Source organism: Klebsiella scottii (assembly GCF_036561945.1).
Taxonomy (GTDB): domain Bacteria; phylum Pseudomonadota; class Gammaproteobacteria; order Enterobacterales; family Enterobacteriaceae; genus Klebsiella; species Klebsiella scottii.
Window position 1 is genome coordinate 2667523 of the sequence record NZ_JARXNI010000020.1, and the last position, 15575, is coordinate 2683097.

Here is a 15575-nt window from a genome sequence, read left to right on the forward strand (position 1 = left end):
GCGATAAATCGCGGTTTACAGCGCTGATGATGTTTTTATTGGCCCGGTAAGCTGAACGCTGCCGGGCCATGTTCGCTACACGTCCAGCAGCAGACGAGTCGGGTCTTCCAGCAGCTCTTTAATCGCTACCAGGAAGCCTACCGATTCACGCCCATCGATCAGACGGTGGTCGTAGGAGAGCGCGAGGTACATCATCGGCAGAATTTCCACCTTGCCATTGACCGCCATCGGACGATCTTTAATAGCATGCATACCCAGAATTGCGCTCTGCGGTGGGTTGATGATTGGCGTAGACATCAGAGACCCGAAGACGCCGCCGTTGGTAATGGTGAAGTTACCGCCAATCAGATCTTCTACGGTCAGCTTGCCGTCGCGGCCTTTCACTGCCAGCTCTTTAATATTCTTTTCGATATCCGCCATGCCCAGCAGATCAACATCGCGCAGAACCGGCGTTACCAGGCCACGCGGCGTCGATACGGCCATGCTGACGTCGAAGTAGTTGTGATAAACCACGTCGTCGCCATCGATGGAGGCGTTCACTTCCGGATAGCGCTTCAGCGCTTCCACAACCGCTTTCACGTAGAAGGACATAAAGCCCAGACGGATGCCGTGACGTTTTTCAAACGCGTCGCCGTACTGCTTACGCAGATCCATAATCGGCTTCATGTTGACTTCGTTGAAGGTCGTCAGCATGGCGGTGGAGTTTTTCGCTTCCAGCAGACGCTCGGCTACGCGTTTGCGCAGGCGGGTCATCGGAACGCGTTTTTCAGAACGGTGGCCCAGCTGAGCAACCGGAGCAGCGGCCGCGGCCGGCGCTTTGGTTTCCGCTTTAGCCGGCGCTGCCGCCAGATGTTTTTCAACATCTTCACGGGTCAGACGGCCGCCAACGCCGGAGCCTTTAATCGCGCTCGCATCGAGGTTATGTTCAGCCAGCAGGCGACGGATCGCCGGGCTGAGCGCATCGTTGCTCTGCTCTTCCAGAGAAGCCTGCTGACGCTGAGCCGGGGTGGACTCTTTAGCATCGGCTTTCGCGCCGGACTCTTTGCCCGCGCTGTTGCCTTCGCGCAGACGACCAAGAATTTGACGAGAAAGCACGGTCGCGCCTTCATCTTCCAGCACTGCTTCCAGAATGCCGTCCGCTGATGCCGGTACTTCCAGTACCACTTTGTCAGTTTCGATTTCCACCAGCACTTCATCACGCTGGACGCTATCGCCCGGTTTTTTATGCCAGGTTGCAACGGTCGCGTCAGCTACGGACTCAGGCAGATCGGGAACCAGAATATCTACGCTACTCATTATGTATCCTTTAATTAATCGACGTTCAGCGCGTCATTGACCAGATCTTGTTGCTGTTTCTGGTGAACGGACATATATCCTACCGCCGGAGAGGCGGAGGCCGGGCGGCCTGCATAGCGCAGAGAGGCCCCAAATGGAATCACTTCGCGGAAGTGATGCTGGCTGCAGTACCACGCGCCCTGGTTGAGCGGTTCTTCCTGACACCAGACAAAATCATGCACCTGCGCATAAGGCTTCAGCGCTTCCTGTACCGCCTGATGCGGGAACGGATAGAGCTGCTCTACGCGCACGATAGCGACATCTTTTTGGTCGTTTTTACGACGCTGCTCCAGCAGGTCGTAATAAACTTTACCAGAGCACAGCACCACGCGCTTCACGGCTTTCGGGTCAAGATCGTCCACTTCGCCGATCGCCGGCAGGAAGGTGCCGTTTGCCAGCTCATCGAGGCTGGAAACCGCCAGCGGGTGACGCAGCAGCGATTTCGGTGACATCACCACCAGCGGACGGCGCATACCGCGCAGCGCCTGACGACGCAGCATGTGGTAAACCTGAGCCGGGGTCGACGGTACGCAGACCTGCATATTCTGCTCAGCGCAGAGCTGCAGATAGCGTTCCAGACGCGCGGAGGAGTGCTCCGGGCCCTGACCTTCGTAGCCGTGCGGCAGCAGCATCACCAGGCCACACATCCGGCCCCATTTCTGCTCGCCGGAGCTGATGAACTGGTCAATAACAACCTGGGCGCCGTTGGCGAAGTCGCCGAACTGGGCTTCCCAGATGGTCAGAGTGCGCGGTTCAGCGGTGGCATAGCCGTATTCAAACGCCAGAACCGCTTCTTCAGAGAGCACGGAGTCCCAGACTTTAAAATGCTCCTGGCCGTTATGCACGTGCTGCAGCGGAATATAGGTTGAGCCGTTCACCTGGTTATGAATAACCGAGTGGCGGTGGAAGAAGGTGCCGCGACCGGAGTCTTCACCGGACAGACGAATCGGAATACCTTCATCGACCAGCGTCGCATAGGCCAGGTTTTCCGCACCGCCCCAGTCAAACAGCTTCTCGCCGGCAGCCATCGCCTGACGATCGCCGTAGATTTTGGCGACGCGAGACTGCATTTCAATGCTTTCAGGCACGGTGCTGATACGCTTAGCCAGCTCCTGCAGGCGCTTCATCTCCACCTTGCTCGGGTAGCTCTCATCCCACTCGTGGTTGAGGTACGGTGACCAGGTAAAGGAGTGCAGGTTCATCGGACGCCACTCTTCTACCACGCATTCGCCGGCATCCAGCGCATCACGGTAGAGGTTAACCTGCTCGGTGGCGTCTTCCAGCGTCGACACTTTGTCCTGCTCCAGCTTGTCCGCATAGATTTTGCGTGGAGTCGGATGTTTTTTGATTTTCTGGTACATCAGCGGCTGGGTTGCGCTCGGCTCGTCGGCTTCGTTATGGCCGTGACGGCGGTAGCACACCAGGTCGATCAGAACATCACGTTTGAAGGTATTGCGGAAATCCAGCGCCAGGCGGGTAACAAAAGCCACGGCTTCCGGGTCATCCGCGTTAACGTGGAAGATCGGCGCCTGAACCATTTTACCGATATCGGTGCAGTACGGCGTAGAGCGCGCGTCCAGCGGGTTCGAGGTGGTGAAGCCCACCTGGTTGTTGATAACAATACGTACGGTACCGCCCACTTCGTAACCGCGGGCTTTCGACATGTTCAGCGTTTCCTGAACCACGCCCTGACCGGTTATCGCGGCGTCGCCGTGAATGGTAATCGGCAGCACTTTATTGCTGCTTGGCTCGTCCAGACGATCCAGACGGGCGCGCACGGAACCGATAACCACCGGGCTGACGATCTCAAGGTGCGACGGGTTAAACGCCAGCGCAAGGTGTACCAGACCGCCTTCGGTTTCCATATCGGAAGAGAAGCCCATGTGGTACTTCACGTCGCCGGTGCCGAGATGTTCTTTATGCTTGCCGGCGAACTCATCAAACAGATCCTGCGGCTTTTTACCGAGGACGTTGACCAGCACGTTCAGACGGCCGCGGTGCGCCATGCCCAGCACCACTTCGCGAGTGCCGCTTTTGCCAGCGTGGCGGATCATCTCTTTCAGCATCGGGATCAGCGCATCGCCGCCTTCCAGCGAGAAGCGTTTCGCGCCCGGGAATTTCGCGCCAAGGTAGCGTTCCAGACCTTCAGCGGCGGTCAGTTCGCTTAAGAAGCGTTTTTTCTCTTCAGCGGTAAAGCTGGCTTTCCCTGCTACCGATTCAATACGCTGCTGGATCCAGCGCTTCTCTTCGGTAGAGGTGATATGCATGTATTCCGCGCCGATAGCGCCGCAGTAGGTCTGTTTGAGCGCTGACAGCAGCTCGCCCAGCTTCATCGTATCTTTGCCGATGGCAAAAGAACCTACGTTATAACTTTCCTGGAAGTCGGCCTCGGTCAAATCGTGGTATGCCGGGTCTAAATCCGCCACTCTATCCTGTTTCCACAGTCCCAGCGGATCGAGATTCGCGTGCTGGTGACCGCGGAAGCGATAGGCGTTGATGAGCTGCAGGACTTTAACCTGCTTCACATTGGTGTCAGGGTCGGAAATCGAAGAAGTGTAACGTGAGGCATCCTTCGCCAATCGACGGAAATAATCACGCGTTTTGGAATGAAATTGATCCGGTTTGACTCCGGTGCCAGGTAACTGCTGGAACATAGAACGCCAGTTGGCGTCAACAGAGTCAGGATCGGTTAAGAAGTCTTCATAGAGCTGTTCTATCCAGCTCTGGTTCGAACCAGAGAGGTAAGAAGAGTCCAGCCAGGCTTTCATTGCGCCGTTCTGCATCGTGATCCCTTAAGCATTTATATGCTTATTTCGCCGTAGAAACTACCACGCACATGGATTGTACGTGCCGGGGTTCACTTGTTGCGGACGAGTTGTGGCTTCTGCATCCGCGAAGGAACCTTTAAAAACTGCCATTAATCTTCGGCGTTCAGGCTGCGGTTGCGTTAGCTGCCTGCACTTACCCCGGTCACATAGTTCACTATGCTCCCGGGGATGCGTTCAGTTGCCGCCTTACCTCGCTCTGAACGCCTTGATTACTGGTACATATTTGGCGGTTTTTAAAGATTTCCTGCCATCCCCTTCATACTTCAAGTTACATGTGCGTTGGCTTTCCTCACTCACCCCAGTCACTTACTTGAGTAAGCTCCTGGGGATTCGCGGCGTCGCCGCCTTCCTGTAACTCGAATTATTTAGGGTATTCATTTCCCGGCGGCACAAACGCTGCCGGGGCTACTGCTTCGGGTAGCCCGGATAAGCGATAGCGCCATCCGGGACAGACCGGGTTACTTACGCACTGCGCTGCAGCAGCATCGACTTGATATGGCCGATGGCGCGCGTCGGGTTCAGCCCCTTAGGACAAACACTGACGCAGTTCATAATGCTATGACAGCGGAATACGCTGAAAGCATCGCTCAACCCTTCCAGGCGGCTGTCGGTTTCGGTATCGCGGCTATCGATCAGGAAGCGATACGCCGCCAGTAATCCTGCCGGGCCGACAAATTTGTCCGGGTTCCACCAGAAGGACGGGCAGGACGTTGAACAACATGCGCACAGAATACATTCGTACAGCCCGTCGAGTTTCTCACGCTGCTCAGGCATCTGCAGATGCTCACGAGCCGGAGGATTTTGCCCATTATTCAACAAGTAAGGCTTAATCTTCTCATATTGTGCATAGAATTGCCCCATGTCTACAACCAAATCGCGGATAACCGGTAAACCTGGCAGCGGACGGATAACAATTTTCTTACCCGGCTTATTCAGCGCGGAGATCGGCGTGATGCACGCCAGACCGTTTTTACCGTTCATGTTCAGACCGTCGGAGCCACAGACCCCTTCACGGCAGGAACGACGAAATGAGAGCGACGGGTCTTTTTCCTTCAGCTGCATCAGGGCGTCCAGCAGCATCATGTCGCGACCGTCTTCCGCTTCCAGGCTGTAATCCTGCATATGCGGAGCATCGTCAACGTCCGGGTTATAACGATAAATTGAAAACTCGAGTTTCATTTTCCTGTCTCCGCATTAATAAGTACGAATCTTCGGCGGGAATGCCGGGCGCAGCTTCGGTTGCATGTTGACGCTACGACGCGTCATGGCTTCCGACTCTGGCAGATACAGGGAATGGCACAGCCAGTTTTCATCGTCACGTTCCGGGAAGTCGAAGCGGCTATGCGCGCCACGGCTTTCGGTACGGAAGTTGGCAGAGACCGCCGTTGCGTATGCGGTTTCCATCAGGTTATCCAGCTCCAGGCACTCAACGCGCTGGGTGTTGAACTCGCTGGAGGTGTCGTCGAGGCGCGCGTTTTTCAGACGCTCGCGGATCGCCTTCAGCTGCTCAAGCCCTTTCGCCATCGCATCGCCTTCGCGGAATACCGAGAAGTTGTGCTGCATACATTCCTGCAGCGCTTTGCGGATTTCGGCCGGGTCTTCGCCGTTACGGTTGCCGTTCCAACGGTTCAGGCGCGCCAGAGAAGCATCAACTTCTTCTTCCGTCGCGTCGCGAAGCTCGCCCTGCTCGGCGATAGATTCCTGCAGATGCACGCCGACCGCGCGGCCGAACACCACCAGGTCAAGCAGCGAGTTGCCGCCCAGACGGTTAGCGCCGTGGACCGATACGCAGGCAATTTCGCCGACGGCGAACAGCCCAGGGATAACGACATCTTCGCCCTGCTCGTTAACGGTCAGCGCCTGGCCGCTTACTCTGGTCGGAATACCGCCCATCATATAGTGGCAGGTTGGGATAACCGGAATCGGCTCTTTAACCGGGTCAACGTGCGCAAAGGTACGCGACAGTTCGAGGATACCCGGCAGGCGGGATTCGAGAACTTCTTTGCCCAGATGATCAAGCTTCAGCTTGGCGTGCGGGCCCCACGGACCATCGCAGCCGCGGCCTTCACGGATTTCGATCATGATGGAACGCGCCACCACGTCACGACCCGCCAGGTCTTTCGCATTTGGAGCATAGCGCTCCATGAAGCGTTCGCCGTGTTTATTCAGCAGATAGCCGCCTTCACCGCGGCAGCCTTCGGTGACCAGCACCCCGGCTCCGGCAATACCGGTCGGGTGGAACTGCCACATTTCCATATCCTGCACCGGAACGCCGGCGCGGATAGCCATCCCAACGCCGTCGCCGGTGTTGATGTGGGCGTTAGTGGTTGATTGATAAATACGACCTGCACCACCGGTAGCCAGCACGGTCGCACGGGCCTTGAAGTAGACCACTTCACCGGTTTCGATACACAGCGCGGTACAGCCAACGATCGCGCCGTCGGCGTTTTTCACCAGATCCAGCGCGTACCATTCGGAGAAGATAGTAGTGTGGTTTTTCAGGTTTTGCTGATACAGGGTATGCAGCAGGGCGTGGCCGGTACGGTCAGCCGCCGCCGCGGTACGTGCCGCCTGCTCGCCGCCGAAGTTTTTCGACTGGCCGCCAAACGGACGTTGATAAATGGTGCCATCTTCGAGACGCGAGAACGGCAGGCCCATATGATCCAGTTCGAGAATCGCTTCCGGACCGGTTTTGCACATATATTCAATGGCGTCCTGGTCACCAATATAGTCCGACCCTTTTACGGTGTCGTACATGTGCCATTCCCAGTTATCTTCATGGGTATTACCGAGCGCAACGGTGATGCCACCCTGAGCGGAAACGGTATGGGAACGAGTAGGGAACACTTTGGAGAGCAGCGCACAGGACTGGCCGCTCTGGGAAATTTGCAGCGCCGCGCGCATACCTGCGCCACCGGCACCAATCACAACAGCATCAAATTCTCTGACAGGCAATTTCATTACACACCCCACACCACAACAAATCCATAAAGAACGTAAGCCACCAGCGCAACAACGATAAGCAGTTGCAGAACCAGGCGCACAGCCAGTGGTTTAACGTAGTCCGTCAGTACCTGCCACATACCGATCCAGGCGTGGATCAGGATGGAGACGAGGGCCAACAGGGTGAAGACTTTAGTGAACGCGGAGGAGAAAAAACCCGTCCAGACTTCCCATGAAATTTCACCCGTGGTGGCAAAAAAGCCGACCATATAGATGATGTAGAGGGTCAGAACGATAGCGGTGGCACGAACCAGAATGAAGTCATGTACGCCGTTGCGTCCCAGTGCTGAGGCGTTGCTTACCATACGAGGACTCCTGCGAGAAGTGAAAGCACGACAGTAATAACAAAAGAAATCTTGGCGGAGCGTGTCCCTACTTCGAGGGTTTCTTCCAGGTAGCCAAAGTCCATCATCAGGTGGCGGATACCAACCACAGCGTGATAAGCCAATGCGGTCAGAATGCCCCACATAATGAATTTCACGAAGAAGCTATCCATAATGGATGCTGCAGTGAGGAAACCTTCGGGAGAGGAAAGACTGGTGCCCAGCAGCCAAAGCAGAATCCCGACCGCCACGAAGGTGATCACACCGGATACGCGATGGAGAATGGACGCTATCGCCGTGATTGGGAACCGGATCGTTTGCAGATCCAGATTGACAGGTCTTTGTTTTTTCACATTTCTTACCATGAATAACGCCCACATGCTGTTCTTATTGTTTCCTTCCTCCGGTCTGCTTGCGGGTCAGACAGCGTCCTTTCTATAACCTGTAGTCATGAATAACCCCCTTTCCAGGAGCGAAAACGTGACCAAACAACGCTGGGTGGCTCGGGATTGCAGGGTGTTCCGGAGACCTGGCGGCAGTATAGGCCGTTCACAAAATCATTACAATTAACCTACATATAGTTTGTCGGGTTTTGTCCCGAACAGTGATCAATATCACGATAACAACATTATTTTAAAATTTAATCACCTGATTTGACAAATATTAAACATTCTTGTTACAACCATCACCAGATAAATGCAATAATGCTCAAAAGTTATGGGGTCACTCTTTCACCTGAGAATAAGTTATGCAACAGTGTGACGGTATTGACCAATGTAATCAGGACGGTTATTAGTGGTATAACGATTTTCAAATTCGGGCTGCTAAAACGCTGATTTGCTGTTATTTCGTCGTAAACTGAAAACGTTCCATCAAGCGCCTTTGCTCTGTACCCTGCCAATTCCGCTGTCGCAGAGCTGTGTGCAACATAACAAACTGGTAACGTAATCAGGCACGAGCCGAAGGCAAATCCCCCCCGGCAGTCTTAAGCAATAAAGGCGCTAAGGAGACCATAAATGTCTGATGAAAAAGCAAAAATCACCCTAGGTGGTGATACTGCTATCGAACTGGATGTGCTAAAAGGCACGCTCGGCCAGGATGTTATTGATATTCGTAGTCTTGGTTCAAAAGGCGTATTTACCTTTGACCCTGGTTTCACTTCAACCGCATCGTGTGAATCTAAAATCACTTTTATCGACGGTGATGAAGGTATTCTGCTCCACCGTGGTTTCCCGATCGATCAGCTAGCGACCGAGTCCAACTACCTCGAAGTATGCTACATCCTGCTGAACGGTGAAAAGCCGGATCAGGCCCAGTACGAAGAGTTCAAAACCACCGTTACCCGCCACACCATGATCCACGAGCAGATTACCCGTCTGTTCCATGCGTTTCGTCGCGACTCGCATCCGATGGCGGTGATGTGCGGTATTACCGGCGCGCTGGCGGCGTTTTATCACGACTCCCTGGACGTTAATAATCCGCGCCACCGTGATATCGCAGCGTTCCGTCTGCTGTCCAAAATGCCGACAATGGCAGCCATGTGTTACAAATATTCAATCGGCCAGCCTTTTGTTTATCCGCGCAACGACCTCTCCTACGCGGGTAACTTCCTCAACATGATGTTCTCCACGCCGTGTGAAACCTATGAGGTAAATCCGGTACTGGAACGCGCAATGGACCGTATTCTGATCCTCCACGCTGACCACGAACAGAACGCCTCGACCTCAACCGTCCGTACCGCAGGCTCCTCAGGCGCGAACCCGTTCGCCTGTATCGCCGCGGGCATCGCCTCCCTGTGGGGACCGGCGCACGGCGGCGCAAACGAAGCGGCGCTGAAGATGCTGGAAGAGATCAGCTCCGTTGAACACATTCCGGAATTTGTTCGTCGCGCGAAAGATAAAAATGACTCTTTCCGCCTGATGGGCTTCGGCCACCGCGTGTACAAAAACTACGACCCGCGCGCAACCGTAATGCGTGAAACCTGCCATGAAGTGCTGAAAGAGCTGGGCACCAAAGACGATCTGCTGGAAGTGGCGATGGAGCTTGAGCATATTGCGCTCAACGACCCGTACTTCATCGAGAAGAAACTCTATCCGAACGTCGATTTCTACTCCGGTATCATCCTGAAAGCGATGGGCATTCCGTCCTCCATGTTTACCGTTATCTTCGCGATGGCGCGTACCGTAGGCTGGATTGCCCACTGGAACGAAATGCACAGCGACGGCATGAAAATTGCCCGTCCGCGTCAGCTGTACACCGGCTACGACAAACGCGATTTCAAGTGCGACATCAAGCACTAAGCCAGATTTCGGCAACAAAAAACGCGCCTTCAGGGCGCGTTTTTTTATGGCTGCGATATCGCCGCTATCTGAGCACCATTCAGGGCAGACGAAACGCCAGCTGAACGTCATTGAGGCTATCGAACGCCTGAGATGATTGCTGCTGCAGGCGCGGAAGATCGAGCTGATGCAGCAGTTGGGCTACGGGAGAGGACGAGCGGACCACCAGTACCGCGCTGGAAATCTCTTTGGCCAGCGCCTGCGCGGACGAATTATCCAGCGGACAAATGTTCAGCCCAACCTTATCCAGCGGAATCAGCGATGCTTGCTGATGCCAGACGCCGGTATCAATTTCGCCGAGAAAAACGGAACGCGGCAGCAGGGTAAAGTCCACTTCCACATACTCATAATCCGCTTCCGGGAACTGGGCTCGCGTCAGCCGCTGATGATCGCTGGAATGAAAATCGATGCCGACGCGCGGGCGCCGGGCTAACGCCGCATCGGTTTTCTCCACCACCACCAGACTACCCGGCCGATAGTAGCTTCCGTAGCCGACGTCAAAGAGTTCGAAGCCCTGTTCGGCGGCATCCGCCATCAGCATTTGTGCAGAACCGGAAGAGAGCAGAACAATATCCACCGCATGCTGCTCAAAAGCGGCCAGGCGCGAACGCGCGCCGCGCAGGTAGCCGACGGTGGTGACCACACCCCAGCATTCGGACTGCTGTACAAACGCGGAGGCCACCTGCGTCGCTTCGAGGGAGCCTCGAGGCGGCAGCAGGATATGCACCGGCGGCATGCGCGCGGCGTCCCAGAGCGTCGGGAAATCCCAGGAGACGACAAATGTCCCCTGGTGCCCGCGAGAGACGAGATTGACCGCGCCGTCTTTTTTCAGCTCCTGCAGCGCCTTTTGCACCGTACCAGAGCCGATATCCAGCACCTCCTGAAACCAGGAGGTGGTCGGCAGACGGCCGGATAGCCCAAGCGAGATAATCGTACGGGCAATAAATGCGACCGGAGAAAGCTGTTTCGCATCGCGCGCAATAACCGTCATTGTTTCCGTCAACTCTTACTGTTCCAGAAGCCGCAGCGCCCGTTCAACGCTGTGGTTTTCATGCACCACGGCATTCAGCGCGCGAAGCACGCCGGCCGGCCGCTGCGCGCGGAAAATACGTCGTCCAAACATGACCCCTTTCGCTCCCGCCTGCATGGCATCGGCCGCCAGCTGCAGCGTTGACTGCGGATCTTCGCCGCCCGCACCGCCTGCCAGCAGCACCGGAGTATAGCAGGTGCTTGTTACCGCAGCAAAATCCTCCACCGAGCCGGGCCAAAGCGCCTTCACCAGATCCGCGCCGATATCGGCGGCAATCCGGCAGTACATACTCATCACCCCGGCGCTAAGCGCGTCGGGATCGATGCCCTCCAGCGCCGAGCGGGGTTCGATAATCACCGCGATACCGTATCGTTCACATTCGCGAACAATACGCGCGTTGCGCGCAATTTCCGCCTGTTCCAGCGCCGTATCCTTCTGCCCGAGGTACATATAGGTCATCACTGCATCAATACCGCTGGCGGCCACCTCGCTAATTTCTGCCAGCTGCACCAGTACGCCTTCGCTGCGGCCATCTTTTCCCGGCGTATAGATCGAACGCGCGTGGTTTTTCCAGTCGAGATGTAGCACAAACCCCGGCCTGTCGCGCCCCATAAACGTCTGATCCACCAGCGGGATCATCCCCGGCGAAACCATCACCCCATCCGCGCCGCGCAGCTGGGCAAAGACGCTTTCAATATCCCCACGGGTTTTCAGCCCCGACGGTGGGCCGGACATCACCCCGTGGGAGGCGGCGACGACCACCGCGTGCCCTGTTTCCGGGCGCAAAATACGACTTAAACGAACTGCCTTGCCGGTACGGGAATCCATCTTGCTCTCCTTCACAAAGTTGACTAAAAAAATAAAATGCAATTTGCAGCTTTCTGCAAATTGATCGTATATTAGCCATCAACACGATGTCAATGAATTATCCCTGAGCGCGTTCTCTCCGCCAGACCGCCAGGATGTTCTCTACAATTGTCAATGCAGGAGTCGGTATGCCGGACATTTCTCATCTCATTAGCGCCTTGAAAAATATATTGCCAGAACAGCAGGTACTGAGCGACCGCGAAACCCTTCAGGCCTCAAGCCACGATACATGGCCACTGTCGACAAAGCTCAGGCGCTTAGGGTGCCATGATTACCAGGCGGACGTTGTGGTGAAGGTCACCGATGAGCAACAGATCCAGCAGGTGCTCGCGCTGGCGACGGCCAACGATACGCCGGTCACCCCTCGGGCTCTGGCTTCTTCGGTTACCGGACAGCCGCTACCCACGCGGGGCGGTATAGTCCTCGATCTCACCGCCATGGCGCATCAGCGCGCAATCAATACGACCAACCTGACCGTCGAAGTCTCCGCCGGCTACAACGGCGGCCAGTTGGAAGATGAACTGCAGCAGATGGGCTGGACGCTAGGACACTCGCCGCAATCGCTGTACCTGTCCAGCGTCGGTGGCTGGCTATCAACGCTGGCGACCGGCCAGTTCTCCTCTTACTACGGCGGAATTGAAGATCTCATTACCGCCTATACGGTTATCCTCGCAACGGGTGAAAAGGTACGGCTGAAAGCCTCGCCGCGCGCGGCGATGGGGCCGGATCTACGCCAGCTATTTATCGGCGCCGAAGGAACGCTGGGCGTAGTAACCTCAGTGCAGCTCAAGATATTCCCGCTGCCGCAAACGCGTCTTTACGACACCCTGGAGCTGCCCTCCGTAGAAGCCGGACTGCAGATCATGCGCGAACAGGCGATGGCCGGGCTGCGCCCTTTCCTCCTCCGGCTGTACGATCCCACCGAAGCCCGCCATGCTATGCAAAATCCGGCTCAGGAAAAGCCGGTGATGTTTCTCGGCACTCAGGGCGTTGAGGCCGTTGCCCGTGCGGAAATGGACGCATTTATGACCCTTGTCCAGCGTCACGGCGGCAAATCGCTCGGTACTCAGGGCGTACTCCAGTGGATGGATCGCCGCTTCGACTTCTCAACGGTCGAAAAGCTGCTGGATTGCAGCGGCGGCTTTGCCGAAACCATCGAAGTCGCCCATACCTGGGATGGTATTGCCAGCCTGTATCACGACCTGAATCAAGCGCTGACGCCGCTGGCCGGCGAAGTTCTCTCGCATTTCTCCCACGTCTACCCGCAGGGGACCTCCATGTACATGATCCTTCTCGGACACGAAACCAACGACGCCGAGGCGGTAGACAAGCTTCGCACTATATGGCGGGAAGCGATGCGCGTCTGCCTGGCGCACAACGCCGAGCTCTCGCACCACCACGGCGGCGGACTGGTACGCTCACCCTATGCCCGAGAATCGCTTGGTTCGGCGCATATACTGCTGCGACGCGTCAAGCAGGCGCTCGATCCAAATGGCATTCTCAACCCTGGCAAACTGGGGCTATAACGCTTAATTGAGGGTCATCACCATGTGGTTTCTCGGCATTGATATTGGCACCACGCATATAAAAATTATCGGCATCGACGAAGAAGGTCAGCCGCTGGCGGTGAAGAAGTGCCGCACGCCCGTCCTCCAGCGCAACGGGCTGACCTTCCACGATGCGCAGTCGGTTTGGCAAACCGTGGCTGCGCTTATCATCGATTATTCCCGCAGCGAGGCCTGCGCCTGCGGCCCGCTGGCGGCGATATCCATCGGCACCTTCGGGCAGGAGGAGTCGGTGGCGGTCAATCGCTATGGTGACGTTATCTATCCATCGCTGGCGTGGTGGGAGAACTATCCTGTCACTGCGCTGCCCGACGACGTTCATCTCTGGCTGGATAGCCAGGAGCATTACGCTATTTCCGGGATGCGATCGCGCCCAAACCAGAGTCCGGAACGGCTGAGCTGGATACGCCAGCAGCATCCCGATCTCTGGAGGCAAACCGACCAGTGGGTAGATTTCGGCAGCTACACCATGTGGCGTCTAACCGGTGAATGGCGCTCCTGCACGTCGCAAATAACCCACTCGCAGTGCGTCGATTTACAATCGATGTACCTACATGAACCCACGCTGGATAAGCTCGGACTGCGCCCCGAAATTTTCCCGACTACGGTTAACACCGGCGAGCATTGCGGGGAGATCAGGCCTCAGGCTCTCCCCGGGGTGGCGCTGCATCCCGCGGCCTGCGTTTTTGCCGGCGGGCACGATCAAATTATTGCCGCCTGGGCTGTTCAGAGTCGCCAGCCCACTCACGTTTTCGATTCGATCGGCACCTCGGAATATCTGATGGTGCTGACGCCCCACTTCCCGGATACGCCCATCGCCTGGCAGCTTGGCGTGGATATCGAACGAACCTGGCAGCCGGGAGAATTTGTCATGGGCTGTGCGACTCCGTCGGGGAAAATCATTCAGACGCTGGCGGAACTGCTCTATCAGGGGGATTACGACCCGCTGTTTCGCGAGCTGCTCGAGGAGGCGCGCACGCCTGGCGTGTCGGTCTCGGTTAATGAAGACGAATCTCTGGGCCTGTTTTCACTGCACCATTTGCCTGCCGGTATTCAGCCGGCAAGCATCGTGCAGGCAACCTTGAACCATATCGCCGATCGCGCATTTCGACTGCTGACCATGATGTGCGAGATTGGCGTAATCCGCCCTCAGGATGCCGTGCTGATGGGCTCGCTATTCCAGCGCAAGGAGATGCTTGAGCACCGCAAACGCCGTTGGAAAATGCCGCTGTTCGTCAGCGAGCTCGCTGAACCGGTTGCCACGGGCGCCGCCATGATCGCTCGCGAAAGCTGGCTCATTACCACTCACCGGGAGAACCGCCTGTGAACGTGCTTATCGCCTCGCTGAATACGGCTATTGAACGTCTGCTGCTGGTCGACCAACAGCGTCCCGGAACGGTCCATCGCCTGCTGAACGATAAAACCCTGGCCGGCGGGAAAGGGGTAAACGTGGCGCGCGTTTTACGCCAGCTTCAGCTACAGCTGGAAAACGCGCCGGAGCCCCTGCTGCTCGGTTTTCTTGGCGGCGCGACGGGTCGGCTATGCCGCGAGCTGCTGGCCGAGGAAGGGCTGGAGGGACGCTGGTGCGAGATTGCCGCGAGCACCCGCATCTGTGAGGTGGTGACGGAGCAAAAAGCACCGGACAAAGCCAGCGTCTACAACGCCGTTGGCCCGGCTATTCAGCCCGAGGAATACCGTCGTTTGTGGAGCATGCTGGCGACGGAGCTTCCTCGCGCCAGCGCCGTTGTCTGCACCGGTTCTCTGGCGCAGAACCTGACGCCGGACGAGTACGGGCGCTGGATATCCCTGGCCCGCGAACATGGCGTCCTTTCGCTGCTCGATACTCACGGAGCAGCACTGCTGCAATCCGCCGCCGCGCTGCCCGACATCATCAAAATCAACCGCGATGAGCTGCGGCAGGCCAACGCAGAGACGGCGGACGACTTACCCAACCACTGGCTCGCACAGGGCGTGCGCTGCGTGATTATTACCGATGGACAGCAGCCAACCCAGGCGCTTACGCCGGACGGAAATTTTACAGTCGCCGCCCCCGCAGTGGCGACGCTCAGCGCGGTTGGCTCTGGCGATGCGTACTGCGCCGGGCTCATCGCCAGCCTGCTGGCCCGACCGCAGTCGGGCTGGGCGGCGCACCTGACGCTCGCGGCGGCCTGCGGCGCGGCCAATGCGGCCAGCTCAACGGCAGGCCTGGCCGCCGATGTCAGCCTTCATGTATTACAACAACGCTGCGCGGTACGCGCGGTACGCTCACCCGCTTAATAACGGAG

Annotated in this window: 13 protein-coding genes; 5 read left to right on the top strand and 8 right to left on the bottom strand. The window is 56.8% G+C overall.

Going from position 1 to position 15575, the window contains the following annotated elements:
• Nucleotides 1-75 precede the first annotated feature (75 nt).
• The 6 genes from odhB to sdhC form a co-directional block, all read right to left on the bottom strand.
• Nucleotides 76-1296, bottom strand: a complete 1221-nt coding sequence (gene odhB / locus QFI97_RS20225) for a 2-oxoglutarate dehydrogenase complex dihydrolipoyllysine-residue succinyltransferase (RefSeq protein ID WP_095095157.1) — start codon at nt 1294-1296, stop codon at nt 76-78.
• 14 nt (nt 1297-1310) lie between these two features.
• Complete coding sequence (gene sucA, locus QFI97_RS20230) at nt 1311-4118, bottom strand: 2-oxoglutarate dehydrogenase E1 component (RefSeq protein ID WP_045854500.1); 2808 nt, start codon at nt 4116-4118, stop codon at nt 1311-1313.
• Nucleotides 4119-4625: 507 nt separating this feature from the next.
• The gene (sdhB, locus tag QFI97_RS20235; RefSeq protein WP_095095154.1) at nt 4626-5342 is read right to left on the bottom strand and encodes a succinate dehydrogenase iron-sulfur subunit SdhB; all 717 of its coding nucleotides are present in this window, start codon (nt 5340-5342) and stop codon (nt 4626-4628) included.
• A 15-nt stretch (nt 5343-5357) separates the two neighbouring features.
• A complete protein-coding gene (gene sdhA / locus QFI97_RS20240; protein ID WP_346431869.1) occupies nt 5358-7124 on the bottom strand; it encodes a succinate dehydrogenase flavoprotein subunit in 1767 nt (588 codons plus the stop codon).
• Nucleotides 7124-7471, bottom strand: coding sequence for a succinate dehydrogenase membrane anchor subunit (gene sdhD / locus QFI97_RS20245; protein ID WP_041144632.1), 348 nt, complete (start codon nt 7469-7471; stop codon nt 7124-7126). The genes sdhA and sdhD overlap by 1 nt, the downstream gene beginning before the upstream one ends.
• Nucleotides 7465-7869 carry a succinate dehydrogenase cytochrome b556 subunit gene (gene sdhC, locus QFI97_RS20250; RefSeq protein ID WP_045854497.1) on the bottom strand — a complete coding sequence of 135 codons (405 nt, stop codon included), beginning with the start codon at nt 7867-7869 and terminating at the stop codon, nt 7465-7467. The genes sdhD and sdhC overlap by 7 nt, the downstream gene beginning before the upstream one ends.
• Nucleotides 7870-8193: 324 nt before the next feature.
• On the opposite strand from sdhC, the gene QFI97_RS23540 reads away from it, so the two are divergent.
• Together QFI97_RS23540 and QFI97_RS20255 are read left to right on the top strand one after the other, a co-directional pair.
• The gene (locus QFI97_RS23540) at nt 8194-8325 is read left to right on the top strand and encodes a hypothetical protein (RefSeq protein ID WP_421672170.1); all 132 of its coding nucleotides are present in this window, start codon (nt 8194-8196) and stop codon (nt 8323-8325) included.
• 180 nt (nt 8326-8505) lie between these two features.
• Nucleotides 8506-9789, top strand: coding sequence for a citrate synthase (locus QFI97_RS20255; RefSeq protein WP_346431870.1), 1284 nt, complete (start codon nt 8506-8508; stop codon nt 9787-9789).
• A 79-nt stretch (nt 9790-9868) separates the two neighbouring features.
• On the opposite strand, the gene QFI97_RS20260 is transcribed toward QFI97_RS20255, so the two are convergent.
• Together QFI97_RS20260 and QFI97_RS20265 are read right to left on the bottom strand one after the other, a co-directional pair.
• Nucleotides 9869-10819, bottom strand: coding sequence for a YhfZ family protein (locus QFI97_RS20260; protein ID WP_346431871.1), 951 nt, complete (start codon nt 10817-10819; stop codon nt 9869-9871).
• A gap of 15 nt (nt 10820-10834) precedes the next feature.
• Complete coding sequence (locus tag QFI97_RS20265) at nt 10835-11686, bottom strand: class I fructose-bisphosphate aldolase (RefSeq protein WP_331850539.1); 852 nt, start codon at nt 11684-11686, stop codon at nt 10835-10837.
• A 167-nt stretch (nt 11687-11853) separates the two neighbouring features.
• Here QFI97_RS20265 and QFI97_RS20270 point away from each other — a divergent pair, with 167 nt between their 5' ends.
• From QFI97_RS20270 to QFI97_RS20280, 3 genes are read left to right on the top strand one after another with little or no spacing between them, the layout of a single operon-like run.
• Nucleotides 11854-13251 carry an FAD-binding oxidoreductase gene (locus tag QFI97_RS20270; protein WP_346431872.1) on the top strand — a complete coding sequence of 466 codons (1398 nt, stop codon included), beginning with the start codon at nt 11854-11856 and terminating at the stop codon, nt 13249-13251.
• 22 nt (nt 13252-13273) lie between these two features.
• Nucleotides 13274-14617 carry an FGGY-family carbohydrate kinase gene (locus QFI97_RS20275; protein ID WP_346431873.1) on the top strand — a complete coding sequence of 448 codons (1344 nt, stop codon included), beginning with the start codon at nt 13274-13276 and terminating at the stop codon, nt 14615-14617.
• Nucleotides 14614-15567 carry a 1-phosphofructokinase family hexose kinase gene (locus tag QFI97_RS20280; RefSeq protein ID WP_346431874.1) on the top strand — a complete coding sequence of 318 codons (954 nt, stop codon included), beginning with the start codon at nt 14614-14616 and terminating at the stop codon, nt 15565-15567. The genes QFI97_RS20275 and QFI97_RS20280 overlap by 4 nt, the downstream gene beginning before the upstream one ends.
• Nucleotides 15568-15575 lie beyond the last annotated feature (8 nt).

Excerpts from the sequence above, each read along its gene's own strand:
- odhB (WP_095095157.1), bottom strand. The coding sequence starts at position 1,296 with ATGAGTAGCGTAGATATTCTGGTTCCCGATCTGCCTGAGTCCGTAGCT.
- sdhC (WP_045854497.1), bottom strand. The coding sequence starts at position 7,869 with ATGTGGGCGTTATTCATGGTAAGAAATGTGAAAAAACAAAGACCTGTC.
- QFI97_RS20275 (WP_346431873.1), top strand. The coding sequence starts at position 13,274 with ATGTGGTTTCTCGGCATTGATATTGGCACCACGCATATAAAAATTATC.
- QFI97_RS20265 (WP_331850539.1), bottom strand. The coding sequence starts at position 11,686 with ATGGATTCCCGTACCGGCAAGGCAGTTCGTTTAAGTCGTATTTTGCGC.
- QFI97_RS20270 (WP_346431872.1), top strand. The coding sequence starts at position 11,854 with ATGCCGGACATTTCTCATCTCATTAGCGCCTTGAAAAATATATTGCCA.
- sdhB (WP_095095154.1), bottom strand. The coding sequence starts at position 5,342 with ATGAAACTCGAGTTTTCAATTTATCGTTATAACCCGGACGTTGACGAT.
- QFI97_RS20260 (WP_346431871.1), bottom strand. The coding sequence starts at position 10,819 with ATGACGGTTATTGCGCGCGATGCGAAACAGCTTTCTCCGGTCGCATTT.
- sdhD (WP_041144632.1), bottom strand. The coding sequence starts at position 7,471 with ATGGTAAGCAACGCCTCAGCACTGGGACGCAACGGCGTACATGACTTC.
- sucA (WP_045854500.1), bottom strand. The coding sequence starts at position 4,118 with ATGCAGAACGGCGCAATGAAAGCCTGGCTGGACTCTTCTTACCTCTCT.
- QFI97_RS20255 (WP_346431870.1), top strand. The coding sequence starts at position 8,506 with ATGTCTGATGAAAAAGCAAAAATCACCCTAGGTGGTGATACTGCTATC.
- sdhA (WP_346431869.1), bottom strand. The coding sequence starts at position 7,124 with ATGAAATTGCCTGTCAGAGAATTTGATGCTGTTGTGATTGGTGCCGGT.
- QFI97_RS23540 (WP_421672170.1), top strand. The coding sequence starts at position 8,194 with ATGCTCAAAAGTTATGGGGTCACTCTTTCACCTGAGAATAAGTTATGC.